Raw genomic sequence first — 14,381 nt, forward strand, 5'->3', positions numbered from 1 at the left:
CTCCTAATTATTTTCTCCAGTGCATTAATTGGATTAATAAACCACAAAAACAAGAAAATATTTGCAAATAAAGCGCTGATAATGTATTGTTTGATTTAAATTTTAATCTAGTTTCTCCAGTGATGGGATTAATAATAAAGGGTCATGGTTTATGTGTCAATATAAATGACATATTTTTTATTTAAAAATAAATGTAAGCGGTTAACTAAAGATAACCGACACAAAAACCACTAAATATATAACACAGACATAACACACATACCCATGAATTAGCATTTAATTTGAATCTTGATCCTATTAATTGGGATAGAAAGACTGAAAGAAGTATTTTGTTTGGATTAATGTGAGGTGTGTGAATCGATTGTAAAATGGAAGGTAACACTCGCATCAAAAGGAAGCTCTCTAAAGGGAGGTAACCTTTGATGCGAAGTGAGTTAGTTACATCGAGGGTGCTAAAAAATCATTGAAACTCAACGGTCTTAACGGCTGCGTCCTCTTGGATCATCGATAACAATTGCACTGGATTAAATGATTCAGGCAATCTTACAACGATTTCTACGTTTAATTCGGATTCTACACTGTTATTTTCAGCATGAAAACTTAGAACAGCAATTTTGTGTTCTTTAAGTAACTCTTGAATTCGGCCCATAGCGCCTTCTGTGTTAGCTAGACTTATAACGAGCTGTTGGGTTTTTGGTGCGGCCAGCCAGCTGTTACGACTGTGTAAGATCTTTTGCCCAAGTAAAATGATTATCGTTGCTCCTACGCCAAGAATATAAAGACCAGACCCTATGGCCATGCCCACTCCGGCTGTTGCCCAAATCCCTGCAGCAGTAGTGAGCCCTTTGACTGTGTGTCTTTGCATAAAAATCATCCCTGCTCCCAAAAAACCTACTCCGCTTACTACCTGAGCAGCTATCCGAGCGGGATCAAGAGAAAGATTAGGCCAATCCGCTTGGTCCTGAAACCCATATTTGGAGATGACCATCATGAGTGCAGCACCTAAGGCTACAACAAAATGTGTTCTAACTCCAGCTTCTTTCATCCGGCTTTTGCGTTCATATCCAACTAATACGCCACAAATTCCCGCGCCAATTACACGAAGCAAATACTCAAACTCCATACCTTCACCTTCTTTCATCATGATATGTATGTTGGATTAGTACCACGTAGGATAAATTCGATAATCTATTTATTGTATCACAAACAAAAAACCATAATACGTCCTCTCGCATTATGGTTAACTTGCTTTTATTAATTTTACACTTCTTAGTTCGTATCGGAAGCTAACAAAGAGCAAATCTCCGCATCTACAAATCTACCTTTTTCAAAAAAAGATTCGCGTAACAACCCCTCATACTTAAAGCCCGCTTTCAAAAGCGACTTCTTGGAGGCAATATTAGCCGGATCATAAAACGCCTCAATTCGATGGAGCTTCATATGCTCAAAGCCATACGCAATAATAGCTGTCAGAACTTCCGTCATCACACCCTGCCACCAATAAAGTGGAGATAATTCATACCCAATCTCTGCTTTGAAATTTCTGTGCGCCCAGTTATGATATCCGCATGAACCAATCATTATATTATCCTCACGCCTGGCTATTCCCCAGCGAATGCTTTGTTTGCCTTTGAAACGTTCATCCCATCTTTCGATAAGGTTGATCGCTTGCTGTATATCGGTGAAGCTATCCAGATCATAATACTGGGTCACTTCATCTTTTGAAAAATAATCATATATTTCTTTAGCATCATCCAGTGTAATTCTTCTCAAAATAAAGCGGTCAGTTTCGAGCACCGGAAATACTTCAATGTTATCATTCATATTTTCCTTAAGTCTCCTCTCATTTCTCTAGTAGTACAGTTCGTCGTGGAAAGTGAAACTTCCTTTAGGATATAATGTATTTATAAACTAGTGATTTTTTTCACCTTGTAATCATTTGTTCATATTGCGTTCTTAATTGCTTGATACACTTCAATCATAACGATAACTACAAAGGAGATATTCTTATGAAAAAATTGTATTACACGTCTTTTTTCTATGCAATTCTTGGTTTGATAGCCGGAGTGGCCTATCGCGAAATTACTAAAATGAATGATTTCACAGGAGATACTATATTAGTTGCGCTTCACACCCACATTCTAATCTTAGGATTCTTTTTCTTTATTATTGCTATGATCTTAGATAAGTTATTTAATATCCATGAGGCTAAATCTTTTGGTGCATGGTACATTGTCTATAACATTGGTCTTCTAATCACGATTGGTGCAATGGCTACACGTGGAATGCTGCAAATTAACGGCAGTGATATTAGCTTCCTGCCCCATATTGCGGGGCTTGGTCACGCCATTGTTGGGGCTGGAATCATCTGGCTGCTTGTGCTACTCGGTAAACGAATTAAATAATACAGAAAGAGCCGCCAGGATCTGATAAGCTCCCATCATAGTAGACAGTAGAAAAAACAAAAACTTCTACTGCTACAATGATGGGAGTTTTTCTAATGTCTAATAGAAGTCCAACATCTTTAAAAGTAAAATTACATGTCGTAGGGCTGTGCCTTGAGCACAAGTCAAATCCAAACTATGAGGCAAAGCAGCTAGGTCTTAGTTCACACACAGTTAGAGAATGGATTAGGAAATATAAAGCAGATGGTTTGGACGGGTTGAGGGAATCGAGAACATGGAAATCATACCCAAAGGAATTGAAGCTTGCTGCTGTTAACGAAGTGTTGTCTGGTCGTTGCTCCGTTGAAGAGGTGACAAACAAGCATTATATTTCAAGCAGAAGTGTTTTGACAAAATGGATTACCAAGTATACTAATGAGATAGAATTGAAACCTACACATACAGGAAAAGGACTATCTCATATGAACCAAGGACGTAAAACAACTTTCGAAGAACGCATTGAAATTGCACAATATACCATCGCTAATGGATTGGATTATCAGAAAGCGATTGAAAAGTACGGAGTATCTTATCAGCAAGTTTACGCATGGGTTCGGAAATATCAAGCTGGCCGGGAGGAGGCTCTTCAGGACAATCGCGGTCGCAAAAAGCCTGTAGAAGAACTAGATGAGCATGAACGTCTTAAGCTACGGATTAAAGAGCTAGAAGCGCGAAATGAATACCTAGAGATGGAGAATGACTTCGCAAAAAAGTTGGCGGAGATCAAGCGACGAAATACACGCTAACCCTCGTTCGGCAAGTAAACTTGTATCAAGCGATTCAAGAACTGAACAAAGAAAAAGGTCACGCAATTACGAAGTTGTGTGCGTTAGCTGGGGTTGCTCGATCTGCCTATTACAAGTGGTTAAAATGGAAACCCTCTAGCATGGAACTTGAAATTCGTGCGTTAGCCAAAGAAGTAAAGCTTCGTTATGACAAGCGAAAAGGGATACTTGGCTATCGTCAAATGCGTACGCAATTAAACCGAAAGCTCAAAAAGAAGTACAACAAAAAGCGTTATTACCGAATCATGTGTGCTCTTGGGCTTAAAGCGGTCATTCGCAGAAAACGAGCAAGTTATGTGAAAGCTACGGAGATCCATGTAGCTGAAAATGTAATGAACCGTAACTTTGATGCCAATTCTCCTAATTCAAAATGGTGTACAGATGTGACTGAACTGAAGTACGGGAATGGGCGCAAAGCCTATTTGAGCGCTATTATTGATGTCTATGATAATTCCATTGTCTCATGGGTATTAAGCCATTCTAACAACAATAAACTCGTGATGGATACGTTGAAGAGGGCTTACGCAAAGAATCCTGGCGTATCCCCTCTTTTACAAAGCGACAGAGGCTTCCAGTACACGTCTCATGAGTACAACCGACTTCATATAAAATACGGATTTAAGAAAAGCATGTCTCGTGTGAGTCGGTGTTTGGACAACCAACCTATTGAGCGTTTTTGGGGTACATACAAGTCAGAAAGCTATTATCTTACAAAGTATGACACCTATGATGATGTCCTTACAGAGGTTAGCAAATATATTCACTACTACAATAATTACCGCTACACAGAGTGTTTGGATGGCTTGTCACCTAGCGAATACCGACGAGCTGCATAACGAAGATACCTCAGTTCTGGCAATACGAACTGAGGTATCTAAACTAACTATTTTTGTTTTTTACACTGTCCACTTGACAGGGAGCACTTCAATCACTCCAGCGGCTCTTTTAAATATCCCCTGCTTTCCGTTACGGAGCAATCCCCCATACGAGAGCATCACTTTGATAAAGTGTCACTTTATCCCAGTTAGTATAAGCAGTTTTAGTAGCATCAAAGGAGTAGTCATTGGCTTCGTTAAAATTAGTCCAATCGGATTTATATATTCTGAGCTGAATATCTCCGGACTGGCCTCCAGCTGGAATGGAACCAGCTGCAGAAGTAAACGAAAGTTCAACGTAAGTGTCTGCATTCGTGCCTGTGTAGTCTGCAAAGGCGACTTGAATATTATTGTTGCCAACTTGTGCCCAGTCAATTGCGCTGTTTAACGTCTGATTACTATCTTTAGTGAAATAATAACGGATTTTAAGATCGCTTAAGTTCACTGCGGCTGTGCCGTTATTTTTAATATTAAAATAAGGTTTGATCTGATTGTCTGTCGCATTAGTATCTCCCGCCCGATACTGCAACGTCAGACTAGTTGCTGCCGGAACTTGTGGAACAGCACTCGCTTGTGCCGAATTCACACTCTCTCCCGCACTATTGGTTGCGCTTACAACATAGTAATAGGTTGTTCCGTTCGTTAAGCCCGTGTTGATGTAGCTCGTTGCCGTTAGCCCTGTTGCTACAGTGGTGTACGGTCCTCCGCTTGTGGTTGCACTTTTCACAGTGTAACTCGTCGCACCACTGGATGCGCTCCAGCTCAGGCTCACTTTCGCATCTCCTGCTGTCGCTACCAAGTTAGTTGGTGCCACTGGAACAGTTGCCACCGCTGCTGGGATCGCACTTGCTTGTCCCGAATTCACACTCTCTCCTACACTATTGTTTGCGCTTACAACATAGTAATAGGTTGTTCCGTTCGTTAGGCCCGTGTTGGTGTAGCTCGTTGCCGTTAGCCCTGTCGCTACAGTAGTGTACGGTCCTCCGCTTGTGGTTGCACTTTTCACAGTGTAACTAGTCGCTCCACTGGATGCGCTCCAGCTCAGGCTTACTTTCGCCTCACCTGCTGTCGCTACCAAATTGGTTGGTGCCGCGGGAACAGTCGCCACTGCTGCTGGAGTCGCACTCGCTTGTGTAGAATCCACACTCTCTCCCACACTATTGGTTGCGCTTACAACATAGTAATAAGTTGTTCCGTTCGTTAAGGCGGTGTTGGAGTAGCTCGTAGCTGTTAATCCTGTCGCTACTGTGGTATACGGCCCTCCGCTTGTGGTCGCTCGTTTTACCGTTTAACTAGTCGCACCACTGGATGCGCTCCAGCTCAGGCTTACCTTTGCATCTCCCGCTGTCGCTACCAAGTTAGTGGGTGCCTCTGGAACTACAGTGCCCCCTCCGTTGCTCAGAGGAATTACAGGGTAAGCATTCTGTACCAGCTGAACAAATTGATCATGGAACCAGTGACCTGATACAGGCGCATTAGGTAATGCACCGGTCAGTGTGCCGCTTGAGCTGGTATAAGTCGGATCACACATTCTGTCAAAGCCCTTGCCTTCATTATTTGGAATGGCACTGCTGGAACCATCAGATTCTCCCGGAGGTTTCACCCAGACAAATGCGTCCAAATGTGAGGCTGCATAACCTGCAGGGGCTGCTTGTGGAACTTCTCCAATTCCAGCGCCGCTGGCATTACACCAATTGCCGCGATGGAGACGTTTATCAATCCGACCGGAATCTGCATAAGCGTTAACGGTTGTTCCGCTTGCACTAGTCGGGCGATTAGGTCCACCCCACCCGTTACGGGAGGTATCAATAAGGAAGCCGATCGTGGAAGGCCAACCTTTTGCTACAAAACCTGAATACAAAGCTGCTGTGAAATCGGCTTCATCAAAATACGGATTCCATTCATAATAACTTGCGGAGCGAAGCTGCTGGCTGCCTATCGTAAGATTCGGATCTGGAAGATTAGGTTCTACTAGTGGAGTGGTATTGGCTGTATTCGTAATAAATCCATCGACACTAGCAAGTCCAGCTGTAGTGCCTGACACAACCGAAGTAAAGAGGTCGATAGCGGGGCCACGGTTAGTATCCCATCCGAGCCAGCCGGAGTGGCCAATATCCATGTAAGTATATACATTCGGAATGGCATGGAGAGCATTTAAAGTGTAACGCGTAGCATCACGGTAAATATTCGTGGAGTTAGCTTGAGCACACTGTTGGTGTGCTGAGATTGGTGACTAGATTCGGAAGCGAGTCCGGCTCTACGATAGTCACTATACGAATGTCACTATATTTGGGCTTTGCAAAAATACTGGCGATTACGTCAACATAATCTGACTTATAGGTTGTAAGACCCGCAGCTGTCAGTGGCAGCTCGCCATTGGAGGCAAGAGCGTGGCAATCCCGCCCAGGCATGTCATAAATTACGAACGTGGCTGTAATCGGCGTATTGGGTTGCTTTTGCGCGAGTACGGCATCTAAAGTCTGTTCCAGACTTTTTCTACCTCCATTGTCCTCTCCGCCATAAATTGCAGCAATTCGATCCAGCCATACGGCTGTCGGATATTTTTTAATGGTCTCCATCTTGGAAACTAAAGTACTATCGGTAACCTGAGCAATAGAGGTATCAATCAGTGCGGCATAATCAGGATTCACATATGCTGTAGCTCCTACAAACGGATTGTCAACATGTGCCTCACTGGCATACGTGGTAGAAGGAGCATATCCGGTGATAACTAAAGCCATGATCGTAAGCAATAACAACATTTGCTTCCTTAGTGCTTTTGTCATTTATTATTCTCCTTTCGACAATTAAATAAATTCGTAAATAATTTATTAATAGCCACGCGATGCTACAATTGCAGTATTCACTCCTTTAAAGAATTGTCACCTCCTCTATGCCTTACCCGCACTCACCATCACCTCCTCTCAGTGGTAAAGATCAAACACGAGCCCAAATCCACCCCAACTATTTAACATAAATATAATTTTATTTAATTTATAGAAAATTATCCCTTTTCTTGAATACTACCATATCCTATTTTTAATTAGAAGATAGTAGATGAAATAAAAGTTTAATAATGAGACTAAAAGTATATTTGTTTATAAACTGGTAAATGATACAATGTGGATGTGATAAGGTATTTTGAATTTTAAGAACTTTTGATGTGCCGCTAACAAACCTTTAAGGAGTGAAAAAAATGTCTATCGATGTTTATCTTAATTTCAACGGGAATTGTCGTGACGCAGCAGAGTTTTACGCAGAGGTGTTTGGCACTGAACGTCCACAAATCATGACCTTTGGTGAAACACCACCCGATCCCAATTTCACTCTTCCTGAGGAAGCTAAAGATTTGGTTATGCACACCCGCTTGAATATCGAAGGCAGTAATGTAATGTTTTCTGATGTTTTTCCAGGCATGCCTTTTATCGAAGGAAACAATATTAGTCTTTCCGTAGTTAGTAAGGATTTAGATAACATAAAGAAATATTTCAATAAACTTCAAGAGGGCGGTAAAGTAGTTATGGAACTGCAAGAAACCTTCTGGAGCTCTTGTTATGGTAGTCTAAAAGATAAATTCGGCATTGATTGGCAATTCAATTATGATGACGGACGAATGAATATGTAAAAAAAACAACGAGTATGGAGTAACAAACCTCCTGCTCGTTGTTTTTTTGTCTTTTGCTTAGTCCATAATCAAATCGTAAACACTAACCTTCCGAATTCGCCGGGCAACAAGCATAGACACCGCATAAGCGACTACTAGAATGGCTGCACACAATAGCAATACTTGTGGCAAACTAACCGCCAGTTGGACGTTATAAATCCCTAAACTCGAGAGCAATAGTACAAACGCAGAGTCCGAGAAAAAATAACCGCCTATACTCCCCAAAGCTACTCCCACCACAATCACCGGAAACAGACTAAAGGTAATCTGCGTCATCAGATTAAAAGTGGTATAACCCATTCCTTTAAGAATGCCGAACTCACGCTTCCGCTTCAGAATCAAAGTCTTAATCACTAAATATAAAATCAGGCTTACTACTATAATCGTCACCACAGTGATGACTGCTGTCATAGAAGATACTGCGGCAGTGAATGTACTGAGCGTACTATCAACCGTTTCTCGAATGTTAGTAATATTCCATTTTCCGGGGAAATGTGCTTCCAGATCCTTCACAAAAGCTTGCGCATCTCCCCCCTCTTTCAGATACACATTGATGGACAGAGGGGTGTACTCCGGTTGAAGTCTTCTCATTCCATCACCGGTCATACTCGCCACCATTCCAAGTTGGCTAATCTGCTGGCTTAAGCCAGTGACCAAATAATTCTCCGTCACACCATTAAAAGTGATAGGTACCTCGTCCCCTATTTCTGTATTTTTCAACTTTGCAATAACACCGGAAATCACAATTTCATTATCATAAATAGGCTCTCGCCCTTTGTATATGGTTTGTGTCTCCAGCTTGCTATAATCGTCAGATACCCGGAGCATAAAGCTGGTATTTTTAATCGAAGCGACCATGCTATCCAATACAGTCAACTTTTCAACCCCTGGCATGGCTTCTAATTCTGTAAACTTCCCCTGCTGTAGGTCACCGTTTTTCGGCAACAACAAAAAGTCGCTGCGTTCTATACCTACCAGTTTTATAACTGCTGAGGTGTCTCCCTTAAAGTTGAAATTCAATATAGAGCAAAAAATACTAGAAAAGGTTAATCCGGCAACGATCAATACGATCATCATATTCTGCTTCATTTGCCTTACTAAAGCTTTAAGGCTTAAGCTGAATTGCAGATTCATTCGGGATGTTTCGAGTGGAATTGGGTTCCGCTTAAAATTGTGAGTGAGGATTCCGCTCTGCAGAGCTGTAATCGGAGTAATGTTCCGAATTCGCCGGCTCGACAGATAGGTAACAAGTAGCACTAGTCCAGAGACAATAACCAAACTAAGTACTGCACTGACCCCTTCAAAGGATATTGGCCACAGAAGTCCGATTGAAGACGAAATCATATTCCCTACCAACGGCATAACCAGCCCAGATAACCCACCTCCCGGTATAGCTGCGATGATTGACACTGAGGTGAACTGTAGCAGAAGCGCGTTTTTAATCTGCCATGAAGTATAACCGTTGGCTTTTAAAATACCGATATTCGTCAAATTGTCTTCAATATGTCCCAATATTTGAAACCTGATGACAATAAGCGAGATCAGAACCATAATCAGGGCAAATACGATCAGAATGGCCGCTAAAAGATTAACAAAAACACGGTTCCCTTGGAGACCAACCTCTGCCCGCATGACTTGAAATTGATCCGTACTTCCTGAGGCAAAAATCCGCTCACTTAGCATTTGTTCCAGCTTTACATCCTTTAAAGGATCGGTTAAATCTGCTGATAGAAAGCTGTACTGAGCTTCTGTTCCAAGACGTTTCTCCAACTGCTTATAACCTTCATCATTCAAAAATACTTTTAAAGCTCCATTAGTTAACGTCCCTAGCAACGGCTCCTCAATAAAGCCACCTATGGTATAAGAGAATGGCTTATTATCGTATACAAAAGAAAAGGTATCGCCAAGGTTATACCCCGATCCAACATGGAACAAATAAGGCAAATAGATCATATCCGCATCCTTAGATCCTAACGGAGTCGTTGTCTTGAATAGTCCCTTGGTCCGCGGTGTATCCATGTTAAGAATTATAAAAGCTACCGTAGTGTCCGTTTGTCCGTACTTCATTTTAGCGTCTGCTAACAGAATTGCTGCTTCATTCTCCCAGGTTTCTGTATATGAATAACTATCCACAAGCTCCTCATACTCTTCTAGATGATCATCTTTTGGGAAAAATGCACTTATTTCTGGAGTCCTTAATTCAGTCATTTTTTCTTGCTGAAAAGAATTTAGCTTTAAACTGACCGTAAGGCCAATGTTCAGCAGCAGCACAGCTATCATGATCAAAATGAAGAGTGTAAGCGTGGCGCTTTTTCTTTTACGAATATTTGACCAAGCTAGTTTTCCTATTAGGCTGCTCATCCCTACCACCCCAATTCGGTTAGAAAGGACTGTACTTGCTGCTGCCGTTCAGGTCCGTTATCTTCGCTATAAGGGGTAAGACGCAAATCACCAACGATGACTCCGTCCCGCAGATACAATATCCGATTACCACGCAACGCGGTTTTAAGATCATGTGTAACCATAATTATGCTTTGCCCTTGCCTATTCACCTCAGTGAGGACGCGCAATACACCTATTCCTGCTGAACTGTTTAACGCACCTGTCGGCTCATCAGCGAAAACCGCTTTTGGACTGTTGATCAATGCCCGGATAATACCCGCCCGCTGAGCTTCGCCACCTGAGATTTGCGCCGGAAACTTGCCCCAGACAGAGTCATCCAGACCTACATCTGAGAGTAGCTTTTTGGCTTTTTTCACAGCCCCTGCTCTATCCTTTTGTACAAGAAAAGCACTAGATAATACATTGTCGAGGACACTCATCGTATCCAGCAGATGAATCTGCTGAAACACGAACCCACAATTCTTCCGCCGGAATATCGCAAGCTGATCATTACTCATGGCTGTGATATCCTGACCTTCAAATAGAACCTCTCCAAGCGTTGGCTTATCCATACCCGAAATGGCATACAGCAGTGTTGATTTACCAGAACCAGAGCTGCCCATGATAATCGTGAAATCACCATGATATAAGGTCAGATCCAGATTTTTCAAAACATGCTGCTGAGTTCCTCCATGGGAGAAGGTTTTTCCAAGCTTATTAGTCTGCATCAGCACTTTATTATTCACTTCGCTCATGTTGAACACTCCATTTACATTCATGCTCATTAATTGCGCTAAAAGAAAATCATTGCTCTACGCGAAATATAATGGCTGCAATCACAAGCTCATTCGTAATTGCAACCTTATCGTACGTTAAATGTTCTTAACATGTCTTTGTGCAATCCTTAGCTAATTCTTAATTCTGTCCTGCTAAAGGAATTAGCAGTTTGACTGTAAATCCATCCTCCCGATTGGAGCACACAATGTCGCCTTGCATTTTTTGCATCATATAACGGGAAATGTACAGGCCTAGACCCGCACCATTCTGGCTCACGGCCAGACTGCCCCGAAAAAATTTATTAAATACTAAAGGCAGCTCCTCCTCCGGAACCCCGGGGCCATAATCCAGAATATCTACCTCCAGATAATGATCCGTAATCTCGAACCTAATATCAATAGGTGTGTCTATGTAGGCATATTTGTAGGAATTATTCACAACATTATCAATCACCTGCTGCAGCCGCAAGGAGTCCACCGTAATGATACAGTCAGGCACTGCTGCTGCTGAAATCCGTTCATAGAAATTTACATTATTTATAATTTGGATCAGCAGGTGGCTTTGCTCCTCCGTTAAGCTGACTTTAAGTTCATTTAGTTCCTCTAAGGTCGAATGGAACATATCGGTCACCAGACGATCAATCTGATCCGCTTTGGAATACAAAGTGTTAAGCTGTCTGCTGGTCTTCTCATCCCTTGCGCTTAATAACATCAGTTCCGTAATCGCCTTTAACGAAGCAACTGGTGTTTTAATATCATGACTGAGACTAGCAACCAGTTCCTTTTTACTTTTATTCGCCAAATATTCGCTGTGTCTAGCCGCTGCAAGCTCTTCCCGCATCATATCAAAGCTTTCGGTAAAAGCACCAAACAGATGATTACGATCCATCTCCAGCGGAACTTCCAGATCACCTCTCGCGATATGCTTCGCGAATAGCTGCATTTTGCGAAACGGACGGAGAACCGATCGATTCAGGAACCAAATATAGAGAATGCCTAAAACCGTAAGCAGTAGCAGCATCACAATAGAAACTTGTATAAATTGTTTTTTCATATGTATAAAAATCGCATGGTAATCATTATTAATAATCACCTTACCCACCATCTTATCCTGAACAAAAACGTCCACTAGAGTATCCCGATTGTTGATGGCTTCGTTAACGGTAACGGAAATCGCATTTCCCGTCTGATATTTAAGTACTCCCGCGGTATCGATAATGGCAAATTCATAAGGACCTTCCTTGTACAGGTTCGGATCAAGCTTGTCCCAGTTCTGTTCCGTGAGCTTCACAATGGTATTGATAGCCACTCTATCTGTTCCTGTCTCCTCCTGCAAATTAAGAATTAGGAATGTGAGCGTTAAACTTGCGGCAAATATAGTAAGTAGAAGAGCCAACAGCAGTTTTTTAGTCATAACTATTTGTCCTCAAAAGCATAACCGATGCCCCATACTGTACGGATGTACTGAGGATCATTAGGATTCTGCTCAATCTTCTCGCGTAGATGGCGAATATGTACATTTAAGGTGCCATCCCCCGCAAAAACATCTCCCCATACCTCTGTAAATAACTCCTCTTTGGGGATTACCCTATTTTTATGCTGAATCAAATAGCTGAGCAGTTTATATTCCATCGTTTTCAGCTTGAGAGCTACGCCATTAAGGCTTGCCCTCCTAAGTTCAGGGTCTATCTGGATAGAGCCGGCTTGAAGGACCGCTGCCTCAGCTATAACTTCGTTATTGTGGCGTTTAAGCACCGCCTTCACTTTTGCGAGCAGCACTCTCAGGGTATACGGCTTATGAATATAGTCATCTCCTCCGATATCAAGAGCAATCAATACATCATCTTCACTGGAGCGGGCACTAATAAACAAGATAGGAATCCCCATCGTCTGACGCAGCTCTTTGCATAACTGGAAGCCGGATTCACCGCCTAAATTAATATCAAGCAGTAACATTGAGACCTGATGCTCACGCAAAAAGCTCCGACAGGCAGCAGCGCTTGTAACAAACGCGGTTTGAACATCAAACAAATTAAAATATTCGCAGGTGGTCTCCGCAAGTTCAGTTTCATCATCAATAATTAAACAATCATATCTCATGGATTTCTCTCCGCTTCAACAGAATTTAGTATTATGTTAGAATATGCCTTTAAGGAGGGGTTACCTGTGGATAAACAATCCCAGCGTCTGGAGCAATATTTAGAAAAATACGAACAAAGCTGGCCACTGAGCGGCACAGTCTTAATAGCTCAGCATGGAGAAATCAAGCTACAAAAAGCATACGGATATGCGAATCTTGAACATCAGGTTCCGAACACTATAGATACCAAATTCCGGATCTGGTCATTAACCAAGTCATTCACTGGCATGGCAATTCTGATGCTAAAAGAACAAAAACGTCTGCGACTGGAAGATCCGATCCTTAAGTATCTTCCTGAACAGCATGCATTCGAGGGGATTACCGTCCTTCATCTGCTGGGACATACCTCGGGTATAGCCAACTACACTTCTCTACCCGAATATAATCAAAAATTAAATAAGCTGAAGCTGACTCCACTGGAGATGTTACAGCTATTTGTGAGTCAACCGCCTGCATTTATGCCTGGCACATCGTTTTCCTATAATAATTCAGGTTATTATTTATTAGGAATGATTATTGAGAAGATTACAGGCATGACATTTGAAGATTATATCACTACTTTTATATTACAGCCTCTTGGCATGGTAAATACAGGAGTTTATAACAATCAGCAAATCATTTCAAAATTAGCCTCACCTTATCATTCCTCATGGGGTGAGTATACTCAGGGTGAATACATAAATATGAGCTCTATCCTATCAGCGGGTGCTATGTATTCGACGGCTGCTGATCTTTTCCTGTGGGATCAAGCGTTATACTCCGATCAATTAGTATCCCACGATACTTTGGAGATGGCTTTTCATTCAAGTAATCTCAAATATCGTTTTGGTTGGTTTTTGGACGAACGTTATGATCGCAAAAGAATGTATCACGGCGGCGCTTATCGCGGCTTCCGAAGTGAAATGCACAGATATCCAGAAGAGGAGACGACCGTCATCATATTGACCAATTATGATTGTGTCCCCATTACCAAGTTAACGGAATCTCTATCTGGATTAGTATTCGGTGAGCCTGCCGAGATGCCGATATTCCCGCAAGCCTTCCCACTTGATGATAGCATGTATGCTGAATATATGGGGACCTATGAGGGATTTGGCTGCAAAGCGAGCGTAGAGCGTAGGGGCCAGGACTATTATTTTGTCTGGAATGATGAAGAGGTTACACCGTTCTATCCTATCTCAGAAACAAGATTCCATCATACCAAGCATGACAGTGAATTTGAATTTAAACGGAATGAACAGGGTGAGCTTTCATTTCTGGGGATGAAAAAAAACAAACGAGTGCCGCATAAGCCATGAAATGGCTGCTGGGGCAC

General features: G+C 42.1%; 11 protein-coding genes and 1 pseudogene. 5 read left to right on the forward strand and 7 right to left on the reverse strand.

The genetic code is table 11. The features are described 5' to 3' along the window. Positions 1–460: 460 nt before the first annotated feature. Both NSQ50_RS19820 and NSQ50_RS19825 read right to left on the reverse strand, forming a co-directional pair. A complete protein-coding gene (locus tag NSQ50_RS19820) occupies positions 461–1,144 on the reverse strand; it encodes an MgtC/SapB family protein (protein WP_244886359.1) in 684 nt (227 codons plus the stop codon). A gap of 125 nt (positions 1,145–1,269) precedes the next feature. Beyond that, complete coding sequence (locus NSQ50_RS19825; protein WP_038572346.1) at positions 1,270–1,824, reverse strand: GNAT family N-acetyltransferase; 555 nt, start codon at positions 1,822–1,824, stop codon at positions 1,270–1,272. Between the two features lie 185 nt (positions 1,825–2,009). On the opposite strand from NSQ50_RS19825, the gene NSQ50_RS19830 reads away from it, so the two are divergent. From NSQ50_RS19830 to NSQ50_RS19840, 3 genes are all read left to right on the forward strand, one after another. Continuing rightward, positions 2,010–2,405: a DUF2871 domain-containing protein gene (locus NSQ50_RS19830; protein WP_036689034.1), complete on the forward strand. Its 396-nt coding sequence runs from the start codon at positions 2,010–2,012 to the stop codon at positions 2,403–2,405. A gap of 95 nt (positions 2,406–2,500) precedes the next feature. After that, on the forward strand, positions 2,501–3,190 hold the full coding sequence (locus tag NSQ50_RS19835) for a helix-turn-helix domain-containing protein (protein WP_340900311.1): 690 nt from the start codon (positions 2,501–2,503) through the stop codon (positions 3,188–3,190). Between the two features lie 20 nt (positions 3,191–3,210). Then, complete coding sequence (locus NSQ50_RS19840) at positions 3,211–4,065, forward strand: IS3 family transposase (protein ID WP_340900762.1); 855 nt, start codon at positions 3,211–3,213, stop codon at positions 4,063–4,065. A 130-nt stretch (positions 4,066–4,195) separates the two neighbouring features. Here NSQ50_RS19840 and NSQ50_RS19850 read toward each other — a convergent pair. After that, positions 4,196–6,866 (reverse strand): annotated as a pseudogene (locus NSQ50_RS19850) (glycoside hydrolase family 6 protein). Between the two features lie 434 nt (positions 6,867–7,300). On the opposite strand from NSQ50_RS19850, the gene NSQ50_RS19855 reads away from it, so the two are divergent. Continuing rightward, positions 7,301–7,729, forward strand: a complete 429-nt coding sequence (locus tag NSQ50_RS19855) for a VOC family protein (RefSeq protein WP_036685812.1) — start codon at positions 7,301–7,303, stop codon at positions 7,727–7,729. 57 nt (positions 7,730–7,786) lie between these two features. Here NSQ50_RS19855 and NSQ50_RS19860 read toward each other — a convergent pair whose 3' ends face one another. The 4 genes from NSQ50_RS19860 to NSQ50_RS19875 all read right to left on the reverse strand — a co-directional run bounded on the left by NSQ50_RS19860 (position 7,787) and on the right by NSQ50_RS19875 (position 13,026). Continuing rightward, positions 7,787–10,129: an ABC transporter permease gene (locus tag NSQ50_RS19860; RefSeq protein ID WP_076100135.1), complete on the reverse strand. Its 2,343-nt coding sequence runs from the start codon at positions 10,127–10,129 to the stop codon at positions 7,787–7,789. 2 nt (positions 10,130–10,131) lie between these two features. Continuing rightward, on the reverse strand, positions 10,132–10,905 hold the full coding sequence (locus NSQ50_RS19865; protein ID WP_036685808.1) for an ABC transporter ATP-binding protein: 774 nt from the start codon (positions 10,903–10,905) through the stop codon (positions 10,132–10,134). A 160-nt stretch (positions 10,906–11,065) separates the two neighbouring features. Next, positions 11,066–12,340, reverse strand: coding sequence for a HAMP domain-containing sensor histidine kinase (locus tag NSQ50_RS19870; RefSeq protein WP_038572352.1), 1,275 nt, complete (start codon positions 12,338–12,340; stop codon positions 11,066–11,068). Positions 12,341–12,342: 2 nt separating this feature from the next. Continuing rightward, positions 12,343–13,026, reverse strand: a complete 684-nt coding sequence (locus tag NSQ50_RS19875) for a response regulator transcription factor (protein ID WP_076225092.1) — start codon at positions 13,024–13,026, stop codon at positions 12,343–12,345. 66 nt (positions 13,027–13,092) lie between these two features. Between NSQ50_RS19875 and NSQ50_RS19880 the strand changes: the two genes are divergently transcribed. Continuing rightward, complete coding sequence (locus tag NSQ50_RS19880; RefSeq protein WP_076225093.1) at positions 13,093–14,364, forward strand: serine hydrolase domain-containing protein; 1,272 nt, start codon at positions 13,093–13,095, stop codon at positions 14,362–14,364. Positions 14,365–14,381 lie beyond the last annotated feature (17 nt).

This window comes from Paenibacillus sp. FSL R10-2788 (assembly GCF_038003885.1).
Taxonomy (GTDB): Bacteria; Bacillota; Bacilli; order Paenibacillales; family Paenibacillaceae; genus Paenibacillus_AQ; species Paenibacillus_AQ odorifer.

What these genes read in the sequence shown, in the direction of transcription:
- NSQ50_RS19820 (WP_244886359.1), bottom strand. Translation starts at nt 1,144, where the DNA reads ATGATGAAAGAAGGTGAAGGTATGGAGTTTGAGTATTTGCTTCGTGTA.
- NSQ50_RS19825 (WP_038572346.1), bottom strand. Translation starts at nt 1,824, where the DNA reads ATGAATGATAACATTGAAGTATTTCCGGTGCTCGAAACTGACCGCTTT.
- NSQ50_RS19830 (WP_036689034.1), top strand. Translation starts at nt 2,010, where the DNA reads ATGAAAAAATTGTATTACACGTCTTTTTTCTATGCAATTCTTGGTTTG.
- NSQ50_RS19835 (WP_340900311.1), top strand. Translation starts at nt 2,501, where the DNA reads ATGTCTAATAGAAGTCCAACATCTTTAAAAGTAAAATTACATGTCGTA.
- NSQ50_RS19855 (WP_036685812.1), top strand. Translation starts at nt 7,301, where the DNA reads ATGTCTATCGATGTTTATCTTAATTTCAACGGGAATTGTCGTGACGCA.
- NSQ50_RS19860 (WP_076100135.1), bottom strand. Translation starts at nt 10,129, where the DNA reads ATGAGCAGCCTAATAGGAAAACTAGCTTGGTCAAATATTCGTAAAAGA.
- NSQ50_RS19865 (WP_036685808.1), bottom strand. Translation starts at nt 10,905, where the DNA reads ATGAGCGAAGTGAATAATAAAGTGCTGATGCAGACTAATAAGCTTGGA.
- NSQ50_RS19870 (WP_038572352.1), bottom strand. Translation starts at nt 12,340, where the DNA reads ATGACTAAAAAACTGCTGTTGGCTCTTCTACTTACTATATTTGCCGCA.
- NSQ50_RS19875 (WP_076225092.1), bottom strand. Translation starts at nt 13,026, where the DNA reads ATGAGATATGATTGTTTAATTATTGATGATGAAACTGAACTTGCGGAG.